Origin of the sequence: Leisingera sp. M527 (assembly GCF_025141525.1) — a bacterium.
In the GTDB taxonomy this organism is placed as follows: domain Bacteria; phylum Pseudomonadota; class Alphaproteobacteria; order Rhodobacterales; family Rhodobacteraceae; genus Leisingera.
In genome coordinates this window covers 3322817-3336803 of sequence record NZ_CP081037.1, presented here as the reverse complement: position 1 = coordinate 3336803, position 13987 = coordinate 3322817, and the positions used below count along the sequence as shown (strand labels likewise).

At 61.9% G+C, this 13987-nt stretch carries 13 protein-coding genes and 2 pseudogenes; 10 read left to right on the top strand and 5 right to left on the bottom strand.

What is annotated here, in order from left to right; translation table 11 throughout:
* Positions 1-12 precede the first annotated feature (12 nt).
* From dgcN to K3555_RS16510, 4 genes are all read left to right on the top strand, one after another.
* Positions 13-1014, top strand: a complete 1002-nt coding sequence (gene dgcN / locus K3555_RS16525) for an N-acetyltransferase DgcN (RefSeq protein ID WP_259987331.1) — start codon at positions 13-15, stop codon at positions 1012-1014.
* Between the two features lie 151 nt (positions 1015-1165).
* Entirely contained in the window at positions 1166-2131 is a 966-nt protein-coding gene (gene dgcA / locus K3555_RS16520; protein WP_260006310.1) for an N-acetyl-D-Glu racemase DgcA, read from the top strand.
* A 10-nt stretch (positions 2132-2141) separates the two neighbouring features.
* Entirely contained in the window at positions 2142-3002 is an 861-nt protein-coding gene (locus K3555_RS16515) for a D-amino-acid transaminase (protein WP_260006309.1), read from the top strand.
* Positions 3003-3317: 315 nt separating this feature from the next.
* Positions 3318-3554, top strand: a complete 237-nt coding sequence (locus K3555_RS16510) for a hypothetical protein (protein WP_260006308.1) — start codon at positions 3318-3320, stop codon at positions 3552-3554.
* A gap of 805 nt (positions 3555-4359) precedes the next feature.
* On the opposite strand, the gene K3555_RS16505 is transcribed toward K3555_RS16510, so the two are convergent.
* The 3 genes from K3555_RS16505 to K3555_RS16495 form a co-directional block, all read right to left on the bottom strand.
* A complete protein-coding gene (locus K3555_RS16505) occupies positions 4360-4674 on the bottom strand; it encodes a DUF1244 domain-containing protein (protein ID WP_260006307.1) in 315 nt (104 codons plus the stop codon).
* A gap of 82 nt (positions 4675-4756) precedes the next feature.
* Entirely contained in the window at positions 4757-4996 is a 240-nt protein-coding gene (locus K3555_RS16500; protein WP_129369702.1) for a DUF6868 family protein, read from the bottom strand.
* Positions 4997-5089: 93 nt separating this feature from the next.
* The gene (locus K3555_RS16495; protein ID WP_260006306.1) at positions 5090-5827 is read right to left on the bottom strand and encodes an N-formylglutamate amidohydrolase; all 738 of its coding nucleotides are present in this window, start codon (positions 5825-5827) and stop codon (positions 5090-5092) included.
* Positions 5828-5947: 120 nt separating this feature from the next.
* Here K3555_RS16495 and pyk point away from each other — a divergent pair, with 120 nt between their 5' ends.
* The 4 genes from pyk (at position 5948) to rplT (ending at position 8412) form a co-directional block, all read left to right on the top strand.
* On the top strand, positions 5948-7393 hold the full coding sequence (gene pyk / locus K3555_RS16490; protein ID WP_259987318.1) for a pyruvate kinase: 1446 nt from the start codon (positions 5948-5950) through the stop codon (positions 7391-7393).
* Positions 7394-7491: 98 nt separating this feature from the next.
* The gene (locus K3555_RS16485) at positions 7492-7713 is read left to right on the top strand and encodes a hypothetical protein (RefSeq protein ID WP_259987316.1); all 222 of its coding nucleotides are present in this window, start codon (positions 7492-7494) and stop codon (positions 7711-7713) included.
* Positions 7714-7831: 118 nt separating this feature from the next.
* On the top strand, positions 7832-8032 hold the full coding sequence (gene rpmI / locus K3555_RS16480; RefSeq protein ID WP_027263382.1) for a 50S ribosomal protein L35: 201 nt from the start codon (positions 7832-7834) through the stop codon (positions 8030-8032).
* Between the two features lie 14 nt (positions 8033-8046).
* Positions 8047-8412 carry a 50S ribosomal protein L20 gene (gene rplT / locus K3555_RS16475; RefSeq protein ID WP_024088794.1) on the top strand — a complete coding sequence of 122 codons (366 nt, stop codon included), beginning with the start codon at positions 8047-8049 and terminating at the stop codon, positions 8410-8412.
* 228 nt (positions 8413-8640) lie between these two features.
* Here rplT and K3555_RS16470 read toward each other — a convergent pair whose 3' ends face one another.
* Complete coding sequence (locus tag K3555_RS16470; protein WP_259997334.1) at positions 8641-9447, bottom strand: oxaloacetate decarboxylase; 807 nt, start codon at positions 9445-9447, stop codon at positions 8641-8643.
* A gap of 206 nt (positions 9448-9653) precedes the next feature.
* Positions 9654-9783 (bottom strand): annotated as a pseudogene (locus K3555_RS16465) (transposase zinc-binding domain-containing protein); the annotation flags it as partial.
* 4 nt (positions 9784-9787) lie between these two features.
* Between K3555_RS16465 and K3555_RS16460 the strand changes: the two are divergent.
* Positions 9788-10201 (top strand): annotated as a pseudogene (locus K3555_RS16460) (integrase core domain-containing protein); the annotation flags it as partial.
* Between the two features lie 832 nt (positions 10202-11033).
* Positions 11034-13922, top strand: a complete 2889-nt coding sequence (locus K3555_RS16455) for a Hint domain-containing protein (RefSeq protein ID WP_260006305.1) — start codon at positions 11034-11036, stop codon at positions 13920-13922.
* Positions 13923-13987: the final 65 nt, after the last annotated feature.

Genomic DNA, 13987 nt, shown 5'->3' with positions numbered 1-13987 from the left:
AGGATGAGCGCGATGATCGAGACCCCTTATCTGCTGTTCCTGGGCGACGCGCCTGACATGCTGGCCGCCAAGGTTGCCATCGGTATCCGCGACTGGCGTCCGGATCACGCCGTTGGCCAGATCCGCCTGCCGGGCTGCGGCGCCGACCTGGGCCTGACTGAGATGTCCCTGGCGGAAGCCAAGGAAGCCGGCGCCAAGACGCTGGTCATCGGCGTGGCCAACCGCGGCGGCGTGATCTCTCCGGCATGGAAAGAAGTGCTGATCGCGGCGCTGGAAATGGGCTATGACATCGCATCGGGCCTGCACAATCTGCTGCGCGACGAGGGCGACCTGGTGGCCGCGGCCCAGACCCATGGCGGTACCCTGCACGACGTGCGTGTTCCCACTGTCGGCTATCCGATTGCCAATGGTGTCAAGCGCAAGGGCAAGCGCTGCCTGGCAGTCGGCACCGATTGTTCGGTCGGCAAGATGTACACCGCCCTGGCAATGGACGCGGACATGCAGGAGCGCGGCATGAAGTCGACTTTCCGCGCCACCGGCCAGACCGGCATCCTGATCACCGGTCACGGCGTGCCGCTGGACGCGGTTATCGCCGACTTTATGGCGGGTTCGATCGAATATCTGACCCCGGACAATGACGACGACCACTGGGACTTGATCGAAGGCCAGGGTTCGCTGTTTCACGTGTCTTACTCAGGCGTCACCATGGCGCTGGTGCACGGTGGCCAGCCGGATGCGCTGATCCTGTGCCACGAGCCGACCCGCACCCACATGCGCGGCCTGCCTGATTATGACGTGCCGAGCCTGGAAGAGCTGAAAGCCGTGGCCCTGCCGCTGGCACAGCGCGCCAACCCGGCCTGCAAGGTTGTCGGCATCTCGGTGAACACCCAGCACCTGTCCGAGGATGAAGCGGTCAAGTATCTGGCCGAAGTTGAAGAGCGGATGGGCCTGCCCGCCGTCGACCCGTACCGCCACGGTGCAGGCCGCCTGGTGGACGCGCTGGCTGCGGTCTGATCTAACAGCCCCGCCGGAGGTGCTTGCCGTCAGGGCAGGTGCCTCCGGCGGGAGTATTTTTTGAAAGATGAAAAGGCAGGTGCCAGGAACGCCGGGCATCGCGCCAAGGCCCGCCGCTGCGGCGCGCTGGGCCGCAGGAAAGGGCAGTTTCATGAACATCACCGTCACCCCGGACGTCTTTAAACTGGCGCAGGTTTTCACCATCTCGCGCGGTTCGCGCACCGAAGCCAAAGTGCTGACCGTGCGGGTGGAGAAGGACGGTGTCACCGGCTGGGGCGAATGCGTGCCTTATGCCCGTTACAATGAGACGCTGGAAAGCGTGGCCGCCGAGATTGAACGGCTGCCTGCTGATTTCACCCGCGCAGAACTGCAATCGCTTCTGCCCGCCGGTGCTGCCCGCAATGCGGTCGATTGCGCGCTGTGGGACCTGGAGGCGAAACAGGCAGGTAAGCGCGTCTGGGAACTGGCAGGCCTGCCTGCGCCTGGGCCGGAGATCACCGCCTACACGCTGTCGCTTGACACACCTGAAAAGATGCAGGCGCAGGCGGCAGAGAACGCCTTCCGCCCTCTGTTGAAGATCAAGCTGGGCACGCCCGATGACATGCCGCGGCTGGAAGCGGTGCGCGCCGGAGCGCCGGATGCCAAGATCATCATTGATGCCAATGAGGGCTGGTCAGCCGAAGTCTACGCTGAACTGGCGCCGCATCTGGTACGGCTGGGCGTGGAGCTGGTGGAGCAGCCGCTGCCTGCGGGCGAGGACGCGGCCCTCATTGGCATGGAGCGCCCGGTTCCTGTTTGCGCCGATGAGAGCTGCCATGACCGCGAGAGCCTGCCGAAGCTCAAGGGCAAATACGATGTGGTCAATATCAAGCTGGACAAGACCGGCGGCTTGACCGAAGCGCTGAAGCTGCGTGATCAGGCGCTGGCCGAAGGATATCAGGTGATGGTCGGCTGCATGGTCGGATCCTCATTGGCGATGGCGCCCGCGACGCTTGTGGCGCAGGGTGCGGCGGTTACGGATCTTGACGGGCCGCTCTTGCTGGCCGAAGACCGCGAGGAACCTTTGACATTTGATGCCGAAGGCGTGCACCCGCCTGTGGCTGCACTCTGGGGCTGAGGAGAATACCATGACCCGTACCGTTTATGTGAATGGCGAATACCTGCCTGAGGGGGAAGCCAAGGTTTCAATCTTTGACCGCGGCTTTCTGTTTGCCGATGCGGTTTATGAAGTGACCTCGGTTCTGGACGGCAAGCTGATTGATTTTGACGGCCACGCCGTGCGCCTGGACCGCTCGCTGAAAGAGCTGGACATGGCCTCGCCCTGTACCAAGGACGAGCTGCTGGAAATCCACCGCAAGCTGGTGGAGCTGAACGGCATTGAGGAAGGCCTGGTGTACCTGCAGGTCTCCCGCGGCTCCGACGGCGACCGTGACTTTGTGTTCCCCTCCGCCGATACCCCGCCGTCGTTGGTGCTGTTCACCCAGAACAAGCCTGGCCTGGCTGACAGCCCGGCCGCGCAGAAAGGCGCCAAGATCATTTCGATCGAGGACATCCGCTGGGGCCGCCGCGACATCAAGACCGTGCAGCTGCTGTATCCGTCGATGGGCAAGATGATGGCCAAGAAGGCGGGCTGCGACGATGCCTGGCTGATTGAGGACGGCTATGTGACCGAGGGCACGTCGAACAATGCCTATTATGTGAAGAACGGCAAGATCGTGACCCGGCCGCTGTCCAATGACATCCTGCACGGCATCACCCGCGCTGCGGTGCTGCGCCTGGCGTCCGAGGCACAGATGGAGATCGAGGAGCGCCTGTTCACCATTGATGAGGCGAAAGAGGCGGATGAGGCCTTCACCACCTCTGCCAGTGCTTTTGTGATGCCGGTGGTAGAGATCGACGGTGTGACCCTTGGTGATGGCACCCCCGGCCCGATCGCCAAGCGCCTGCGCGAGATCTATTTGGAAGAAAGCCGCAAAAAAGCAGTCTGAAACACGCGGCCTGGATTGCTGATGCCCGGATTGATGAAGGCCGTCCCAATGGGGCGGCCTTTCTGCATTTTTTGCGGATGACGAGGCTTTTACATGGTTTCAGCCGGGTGAGAATTGGCTGTCATTGGTGCCCGGGAGTCAACAATCACACGCGCGCCGGGTGAATGTCCTTGCCCGGGACTGATTGCGGCGGGATTTTAACTAATTTTACACAAAATGGGCCAGTTCCGGACGATTTAGGATAGGGTGGAGACATAGAAAGCACTGCCCGCATAACCGGGGGGATGCCAGAGTTTCACGTTAGGGAGTTGCCCAATGGATCAGACCTTTCAGCCGGAGTTCGCAGCCGTTGTGGAATGCCCGTCAGCCGAGGGCAGCGAAGCAGAAATCCTGGCGGCCGTGCGCAGAGTGCTGACGGCAGAAGAGGCCATTGACCCGGAGATTGCGCAATCGGCTGCCAAGCGCGGCTGGTTCGCAGGCCAAGCGCGGGTGTCTGAGCCTTCAGTCACAAGTTCGCTTGCAGCGCGGTTGCTTGGCCGGTTCCGCGGCTAAGCATCACCGCCCTGTCCTGCATGCAGCACCCTGCGGTGCCGGATCACTCAAAGGACTAGTCCCGGCACGGTCCCGCAACAGAAATGACAAGGCCGCCCCTGACTGGCGGCCACTTTGCTTTTCAATGGCAATGGACTGTGCCGGTTGCCGTTTCCATATGGCAGCACTGGCCCGGAGGAGAGCTTTTCCGGCAGCCTCCGCCATGCATTACAATGTCTTGCCGAACGAAACCTGCCGGCTCCAGCGTGCTGGCGAACGGGGCCGCAGGGGACAAAAGAGCGCCTGCAAGGGCCAACGCTGGTATCAAAGTCTTCATTCTCAGTCTTCCAATACTGCTCTGTGCCACGTGTATTTACCCATGGTGTAAGCCACGCAAGACTTTTCCCGCCTTGCGGGCGGGATTGGCTGCCGGGATGAAACGGCACCGGTGTGTTTACGCAGCGCGCCAGCGTGAAAAGCCACTGCGCAGCTGTCGGCAGCGCAGTGGCAGGCAGGCCCCGGAGCCGGAGGCCGGGCCTTGGTATCATTCAATGTCTCTTAGCGTATGGCGGGAATAGCCCTGATTGCGGTCTCTGCCGCGATCTTCAGCTTGGCAGGGATTTTCACCCGCTCCGTCACCGCGGCAGCCTGGATCATCATCTTCTGGCGGGGGGGCCGCAGCGGGGGTCACGCTGGCGAATTTGATCCTGGCGGAAGGTCCGGGCGTGGCAACGGTTCTGGGCGGGGCAGTGATATTCACAGCCGTTCTTTGGCCGCGAAAACCGTACCCCCGCCCGCGGTCGCCTGAAAATGCCTGCTGACCAGCCTATTGCCGGTCTGTCACGTTTTCCTTGAACGCGACCGCGAAGTCCGCCTGCTTTTCGGCGCTGGCCTCGGTCTGGTGATTGGCTTTCCACTCAGCCATGGTCATACCGTAATAGGCCTCGCGCGCTTCGGTCTTGTCCATGTCGATGCCGCGCTCGTTTGCGGCTTCCTGATACCAGCGTGCCAGGCAGTTGCGGCAAAAGCCGGCCATGTTCATCAGATCGATGTTCTGTACATCGGTGCGGTCTTCCATCAGGTGCTTTTGCAGGCGGCGGAAGGCGGCGGCCTGGATTTCGATTTCGGTTTGCTTGTCCATGGCGGTGGCTCCGGAGTTGTCTTGCGTCGCCGCAGGCCTAGCAGCCGGGACGGGGGCGGGCAATGGGCGCGGGCGGGCGGGATCAGGCAAGCTGCAGCGCCAGCCACGGCCCCAGCGCGGTGGCCAGGATCACAATCTTGTAGGTGCCAAGCCAGCGGTAGACGGTGAGGCTGACATCGGCCGGCGCCAGACCGAACATCCGGGCGTGCAGGCGCGCCACCCAGTCCTGCAGCAGCATCAAGAGGATGGCGGACAGGGTGAACAGGCCGATGTGCAAGATGGTCAGCCAGCCGAAGAAGGCGGAGAGGGTTTCCTGGGCCATGATGGCTCCTTTCCCGTTGCTGTACCGCGTTTCCAATCCTGATGTGGGGGGCGCCGGGCACCGCTGCAAGATCATGCGGTAGCGTGCCGCAGATCAGAGGCCTGAGTTTTCGAGGGCTTGAGGCAGAACCTTTGCCAGGCGTTCCGCCCATTTGCACTGGCCATCGTGCTCGGCAATCAGGTCGTTTCTGAGTTCGATCAGCGTATTGGGACGGCCTGCATGCGTGGCGTGGGTCTCAATCGCATCGCCGGGCAGATGGCCGGTGTAGGGCTCGTTGATGCCGACACACAGGCCGTCCCCGGCCTTTAATTCCTCGATCACAAAGGGCGAAAACCGCTCGCCTTCGGGAAACAGGATGCCGATCTCCCAGGGGCGCGGTTCGCGCCCGCGCAGCTGGCGGGTGAAACTGTGGACCGAGACAACCACGGTGCCGGGGCGTTCGGCCAGCCGGGCCAGGGCGCGGTGGTAAGGGCGGTAGCAGGCCTCCAGCCGCTCCTTCAGTTCTGCCGCGCCCGCGTGGCGGTTGGCGGGGATTATGGTGCCGTCGTAAAGCTTCATCAGAAGGGTCGGGTCATCCTCGCCGCGGTTGGGGTCGATCACCAGCCGCGAGAAGTTCGAGGCCACCACCGGCGCGTCCAGCATCCCGCCCAGCAGCTTGGCCACCTCATAGGCGCCGATGTCATAGGCGATGTGGCGTTCCATATCCGCACGCGGCAGGCCCAGATCGCCGCCGCCGGCGAACTCCGGCACATGGTTGGTTGCGTGGTCGCAGGTGATCAGCCAGCGGGCGGGACGGTCTGCGCCGTGAACAAAATAGGGTGTGTATGTCATGAGCCTGATATGTTTTGCCGCAAGCTGTTTACGGGAGTTGCGGCAGAATGGGAATTGGGGGATAAGCACCCTGAACGCTGTTTGCGGTAACATAAGTCAGGTCCGAAGGAGAAGACCCCTATGAAACGTTCGCGCAATGTGAAGATTGTCGCCACCCTGGGGCCGGCTTCGGAGACCTATGAAACGATCCGCGCCCTGCATGAGGCCGGCGCCGATGTGTTCCGGCTGAACATGTCGCATGGCAGCCATCCGGAGATTGCCGAAAAGCACAGGATCATCCGCCAGGTGGAGCAGGACCTGGACAGCCCGATTGCGATCCTGGCCGATCTGCAAGGGCCGAAACTTCGGGTGGGTGTGTTTGCCAATGGCGCCGAGGATCTGGTGGAAGGCGCCAGCTTCCGTCTTGATCTGGATGAGGCCGAGGGCGACACAACCCGCGTTTGCCTGCCGCATCCGGAGATTTTTCAGGCGCTGGAACCCGGTGCGCATCTCTTGGTCAATGACGGCAAGATCCGTCTGGCAGTGGATGACTGCGGAGCGGATTTTGCCAATTGCACAGTGGAAATCGGTGGCACCATTTCGAACCGCAAGGGGGTGAACGTGCCCGACGTGGTGCTGCCGCTGGCGGCGCTGTCGGAGAAGGACCGCGCGGATCTGGAATTTGTCTGCGCCTTGGGTGTCGATTGGCTGGCGCTGTCGTTTGTGCAGCGGGCCAAAGACGTGTTCGAGGCCCGCGGGCTGGCCGATGGCCGCGCCGCGGTGCTGTCAAAAATTGAAAAACCGCAGGCGGTGGAGGATTTCGAGGCCATCCTGGATGCCTCGGACGGGATCATGGTGGCGCGCGGCGATCTGGGTGTTGAGCTGCCGGTGGCGGCGGTGCCGCCGATTCAGAAACGGCTGGTGCGCAAATGCCGCGCGGCGGCCAAGCCGGTGATCGTGGCGACCCAGATGCTGGAAAGCATGATCGAAAGCCCGATGCCGACCCGGGCCGAAGTCTCGGATGTCGCCACGGCGATTTACGAGGGCACCGACGCGATCATGCTGAGCGCTGAAAGCGCGGCAGGCCAGTATCCGATCGAGGCGGTGCAGACCATGGACAAGGTCGCGGTCGAGGTCGAGGCAGACCCCACCTATACCCAGATCATCGCCGCCTCGCGCTCGGCCAAGGGCACCACCGTGGCCGATGGTATTGTGGCGGCCGCGCGCGAGATTGCGGAAAAGACCGAGATCAAGGCGATCTGCTGTTTTACCCAGTCGGGCACCACAGCACTGCTGACCGCCCGAGAGCGCCCCGGTGTGCCGATCATTGCCATGACCCCGGTCAGCGCCACCGCGCGGCGGCTGTGCCTCAGCTGGGGTTGCAAATGCGTGATGACGCCGGAACTGGACCGTTTCAAGGGCGCGGTGGTGAGTGCGGCGCGGGCGGCGCGCTCCGGCGGCTATGCCGGGGATACCGATCAGATCGTGGTCACTGCCGGCGTGCCCTTCAACGTGCCGGGCACCACCAATATCCTGCGCATTGCCCCCTGTGATGAGCGATTGATTTACAGCACCGATCCGGAATAACGGGGAGCTGCCTGTCTGCAGGCCGGCAGCGAAATTTGAAAACACCGCCCCCTCGCCTACCATTTCCTTGTGTCAGGCCGTGATGGGGGACGTGGTTTATGGGGACCGATTTGCCGCTGATAGCGGGTTTGGTGATTGCCGGGTTTTCGGTGCCGTCGATTCTGTCGGCCTTCAGCGAACAGCGGCCGCCGCGGGCATCCGTTGCAACCATTCTGATTGCCATCGGTCTGATCGCCTATGCGGTGATAATGAAACCCGGCGGCTACCGCATCGACGAGATCCCGGATGCGTTTTTCCGAGTTCTGGGACGCCTTCTGTAGAGAATCGGCTTGCCCATCGGGCAGGCATTGCGTATTGGGCAGCTCTGTTCCGCGTGGCCGGCCTTTCTTAGGCATGCCGAGTCGCGCGTCTAGCGAACCCGCATTGAAGGAGACGGAAATGCCCAAGATGAAGACAAAGTCGAGCGCCAAAAAGCGCTTTAAGGTGACTGCGACCGGCAAGGTCATGGCAGGTCAGGCCGGCAAACGCCACGGTATGATCAAACGGACCCGCAAGTTCATCCGCGATGCCCGCGGCACCACAACCCTGTCGGCACCCGACGCTAAGATCGTCAAGGGCTTCATGCCCTACGACCGCTAAGAGGAGATTGAGATATGTCCCGCGTTAAAGGTGGTACCGTCACTCACGCCCGTCACAAGAAGGTTATCAAGGCAGCCAAAGGTTATTACGGCCGCCGCAAGAATACCTTCAAAGTCGCCCGTCAGGCCGTCGACAAGGCGAACCAGTATGCAACCCGCGACCGCAAGAACCGCAAGCGCAACTTCCGCGCGCTGTGGATCCAGCGGATCAACGCTGCTGTGCGTTCGCACGACGAAGCGCTGACCTATTCCCGCTTCATCAACGGCCTGACCCTGGCCGGCATCGAAGTGGACCGTAAGGTTCTGGCCGACCTGGCCGTGCACGAACCCGAAGCTTTTGGTGCCATCGTGCGCCAGGCACAGGACGCGCTGGCAGCCTAAGGCGCCGGAGAGTTCCAAATTCAGGAAAGGCCGCTCCGGTTGGAGCGGCCTTTTTTAGTGATTGAGGTCCACTGTTCCGCACTGCGTCCAGCTGCAGCAAATGACTGTCTTGCGCGGGGGCGGCCACCGGATCAAGGGTTGAAGTGCCCGGATGACCGCCAGCCAGCGCCTGTCCGGCTGTGCTGGAAAGGATCCTGGACGCAAAGGCTGGCTGGGCAGGTTAGCGGCTCACCTTGCCAGCATCGCCTCAACTTCTGCCGTGCTTGCGGCCCCTTTCAGTATCGTGAAATCGCCCCGTTCCAGCATTGCGCGGGTGCCATCCAGGATCACCTGCTGGGTGACACGGGCCAGCCCCCCGCCGATGGAGATCCGGGCGGCACCCAATGCGCCGATTTCATCTGTTGTGAGATCGCGCATCGCACCCGCGGCCAGCAGATTGACAGGTGTGCCAGTTGCGGCAAGCGCGCGGGTGGTTCCGGCATCGGTCAGCGGGGCGTATATCACATCTGAACCTGCTTGGGCGAACGCCTGGCAACGGCGCAGCGCCTCTGCTTGTTCATAGTTATTCATAAGCCAGCCATCCGCGCGGGCAGTGAGCACGATCCCCGCAGACCGGGCTGCATCGACGGCCGCCTCTATCCGGGCCAGCGCCAGGTCAAACGGATAGGAACTTGTTCCGGGGACAGCCGTGTCCTCCACCGAAACCCCCGACAGGCCGGCCTCAGCTGCCAGTCTTACAGTCTCGGCGACAGTTTCGGGATCGTCTCCGAAGCCGTTTTCGAAATCGCCGTTCACAGGCACGTCGACCGCTGCGCAGATACTGGCAGCGTGCTGCAGGGCGATGTCGCGCGTGATCTGGCCGCCATCAGCCAGACCCAGCGTGAAGCCATACCCTGAAGAGGTCGTCGCCAGCGCCTGCGCACCCAGCTGCGCCATTACCTTTGCTGATCCGATATCCCAAGGGTTTGGCATCACCACCGGCTTGCCCGGGACGTGAAGGGCGCGGAATCGTTCCGTCAGCTCGTTGCGTCGCAAAACATGCTCCTCTCTCCGATCAGCAGAAGTGCTGATCACTATAGCGGATCTTCGCATTGGCATGCAGCACTATCAGCATTGGTGAAGGTTTTTCGATGCAGGCCGTGGTATTAGGGCGGGGCCTGGCGCGACCTCGGCCTGCGTTGGAAAACCCTTCCAAGGTGGACGCCGCGCGGGCCTGGGATCAGTCTATGGGGAAAGCGCGCCGATGGCAGGGTGAAGACCATATGGAAGTACTGCCACGGGCAGCAGGTCTTCGGCCCGCGTTGCCAACCAGCCGCGCGCCGCCGGCCCCTGGCACTTCGGGCAGTGCCGGTTCTTGCAAGAGCCATAGGCGTGAGGCTGGGATCAGGTTCACGTCGTTCACAAATCGCGGCTGTTGAGTGACAATGGGTCCAGTTACGCCTCGGGAAATCTGGCTGAATGGCTGGAAGACAAGGGCATGCAACATTCCCAGACACAGGGCAAGATTGAGCGCCGGCACCAGACCCTGAAGAACATTATCCTGCTGAAAAACCACTTCCTGCCCGGCGATCTCAAAGCCCAGATAGAAGCCTTCGTGGATCGCAACAATCACCAGAGAAATCACGAGAGCTTGAACAACGACACGCCAACCGGGGTTTACTTCGGATGTGACAAAGCCATTCTACAACAGCGAGAAAGGATCAAACGAAAGACATTCGATGCGCGACGATTGCATCACCGCAAACACGCCGCATCATCAAGCCAGCCAGATGAGCTGAACACTCTCTGATTTTAAGCCGCCTTTGGGCCCAAAAACTCTGCCGACGGACAGATTGTCTTCGGTTTTCCACGGTAATGGATCACCTATTGGAACCAGGCCGGACAGGCGGGAAATGCGGGATACATCCCCAAGATTTGCACTGCTTTCGCCGCCTGCCTGTTCCCGCAGGAGATCGAAGCGATACACGCGTGCGACGGCGGCATGATATCCTGGGTCACGCGGGCCCCGATCGAGCCCATCACCTCCTTCTTCTTCACCGGGCAAACTCAAGCCGTTGCGGGTGATTACCCGCCTGGGCTTATGTCAGCACGCAAGCAGAAGATGGCAGCGCGCTGATGACCAGCCGGGAGTTTCTGCTGGTGGTTGAAGCCTGCCTCAGGCCGGCGCCGGCGCTGTGGCGCAGCATCTGCTTCGGGAACAAAAAGCACCGTCACCGTGCATCACACCGGCTGCGGAACCGCGTGATTTACCTAGCACGGGGGAATTGGAGCCTGCACGCAGGAACACAGCGTCGGTATCGCGCCGAACGACCCAGCTGAAAGCACTTGCATCAGTGACTATGGGCATTGATCTATTGGTGGCCCATTGGCTTTCTTGGCCGCTGGAAGACCGGCTCTGCCTTGTTCCAATGTGCCCATTTGCCGAGCTGGGATTGCCCGCAACGCAGAACCAGATTCCCTGGAGGCAGGCCACGCGCACCGTCTTCCACGAGTTTACGGATTCTTTCCTGCTCTGGCGTAAAGCTCTTTGTGATACATGCGACAAGCATCGTCAGGCAGCCGGGATCCGGAGAATTTCGACTGTGCTTCCTGCGCAGTGAATTCGAAAGCGAAAAAATACTATGCCGATACCAGATTGGGTCCGTGACCTCGTAGCTTCCAAAACCGGCACGGATGCTGGTGACAAAATGGATGGAACCACCGGCGACGACACGATCGACGCCGGTGCAGGCGAGGATACCGTTGCGGGTGAAGAAGGCAGCGACCTGATTGACGCCGGCGAGGGCAACGATACCGTTTACGGCGACATGGGCGTTGGGTTCGAGCAGGGGCTGGACGCCACGCCGCTGGTGCTGGATATCAACAACATCCAGAGCATTTCCCACGACGGCTCGTTAGGATCTGCAGGCAATAATGCCGTTTTCAGCGACGTTGCCACCTTGGAGGACGGAACCAAAGTCTGGGGCAGGCTGGTGCTGGTGGAGAAATCCAACCCGGACATGACGGTGCAATTCGGCTACACAGCCGGCGCGGAAATCCTGCTGGGCGGTGACGATCCGGGTGACCAGGCGACCTTCCGGCTTGAGTTTTTTGATCCGGACACCGGTGAACCGGTCTATCTGAATTCCATGGCAACCTTCAATGATGTGGATGACAACAGCGGCTATGGCGATGCCGAGGCTGTCATAATCGACGGCAACAGCTTCACTTCATTCGGGGTGTCCTCGGACTCGTCGCTTGGTACTGCGGTTGACGGCAGTATTGTGACCGCCACCGGGTCCGATTACAATGATTACACCGATCAGGACGCCTGGTTTTCTGCTGGTTTCGAAGATAAATCGTCGATTGAATTCACGCTGCAAACACGCGAGGGCTGGGCGGGATTTACCCTTTCGGGCAGTACCATCGACGACCCGGTCACCACTGGCATCGAGCAAGGGGCCGATACCGTTCTGGCCGGTGATGGAAGTGACGTGGTCTATGGCCAGGGGGGGGATGACTCCCTGTTCGGCGAGGCTGGCGATGACAGCCTGGATGGCGGCGATGGCGACGACGTTCTGGATGGCGGCACCGGTGCGGATACCCTGATCGGCGGGGCCGGAGGCGACACACTCTCTGGCGGTGAAGGCGACGATTACATCGAAGGCGGCGCAGGCAACGACAGCCTGACCACCGGTCTTGGCAATGACACGCTGATCGGCGGCGAAGGCGACGACACGCTGATGAACTCCGCCGGTGATGACAGCCTGGTCGGCGGCGTGGGCAACGACAGCATTGTGGCAACCGACGGCAACGACACGCTGATCGGGGGGGATGGCGCCGACACCATGTACGGCGGCAACGATGACGACCTGCTGGTTGGCGGCAACGATAACGATCTGATGTACGGCGAGTCAGGCCATGACAGCCTGGAGGGCGGCGGCGGCGATGATGTCATGGACGGCGGCCTCGGCAACGACACTCTGATCGGGGGTATCGGTGCCGACACGATCGCCGGGGGCGATGGCGACGACTACATCGAAGGCGGCGATGGCGACGACAGCCTGACCACCGGTCTTGGCAATGACACGCTGATCGGCGGTGCGGGCAATGACACGCTGCGGAACTCTGCCGGTGATGACAGCCTGGTAGGCGGCGCCGGTGACGACAGCATCGTCGCAACCGACGGCAATGACACCCTCGAAGGTGGCGACGGCGCCGATACTATGTACGGCGGCAATGACGATGATCTGCTGGTCGGCGGCAGCGGCGACGATCAAATGCACGGCGAGGCTGATGCTGATACGTTCCGGATGTCCGACGGGTTCGGCAATGACACCCTGACCGGCGGCGTGGCGGGAAACGACTACGATACGGTCGACGTCTCGGCAGTTACCACCGGGGTCACGGTCACCTACACTGGCGATGAGGCCGGCACGATCACCGATGGCTCCGACACGATCACCTTTTCCGAGATCGAGGCGCTTAAGCTGACGGATCAGGGTGATGTGGTGGATGCTTCGGCTGACAGCGCCGGGGTGTCGATTGACGCCGGCGCGGGCGATGACACGGTCACGCTTGGCGCAGGTGACGATTCCATTACCACCGGGGCCGGCTATGATGAGCTGATCCTGACCGGGGCGGGCGGCATTGACACTGTCAGCGACTTCAGCATCGCCGATGATGACAGCGACGGTTTCTTCAATGACCAGCTTGACGTTTCCGATCTGACCGGCGGCACCGGACCCGACGGGGCCGTCCGTACCAGCGATATCTCGGTGACCGACGATGGATCCGGCAATGCGCTGCTCACGTTTCCAGGGGGCGAAAAGCTTGTTCTGGAGGGGGTGGCCCCGTCACAGATCACAACCACTGCACAGCTCATTTCTGCAGGCATCCCCTGTTTTACACCGGATGTTCTTCTTGCCACCAGACGCGGTGCAGTGCCTGCGGGCCGGATCCGGGTGGGCGATATGCTGCAAACCGCCGACAATGGGTTTCAGCCCGTTATCTGGGTCGGCAAACGAACGCTGAGCCCGGCAGAGCTGGCGCAGCACCCGCATCTGAGGCCGTATTGCCTCCGCCCGGGCGGTTTGCTGTCCCCGGAGCGGCCGATGCTGCTGTCCCCCCAGCACCGTCTGTTAGCCGGCCCCAAAGCATTTGGACAAGACACGCAGCTTGGCGAAAGTTTTCTCTCGGCGAAACTGCTGGCAGCAGTTGACGAAAACTGCACACAACAGGCCGGGGCAGCCAGTCCGGTCACCTATGTGCACCTCATGACCGAGCGGCATGAGGTGATTTTCGCAGAAGGTATCGCAACTGAGACATTCTGGCCCGGCCCCGAAGCCATCCGCGGGTTGTGCGCTGCAGACCGGCGGGAACTGTTCGGTCTCTTCCCTGAACTGGCTGCCGTTCATGGATTGGTTGGCGAGCACGGGCGCGGGCTGGTCCGCAGGGCTTACGGCGACCTGGCCCGCCAGGCGCTTAAGCGGCGCAACCTGCAACAGCTGCAACACCTGCACGCCGCCTGACGGCCCCCGGGCCCAGCCCTGAAGTGCCCCGGGTGGCATGCCAGGAACCTGCATTTCCGCGCTCC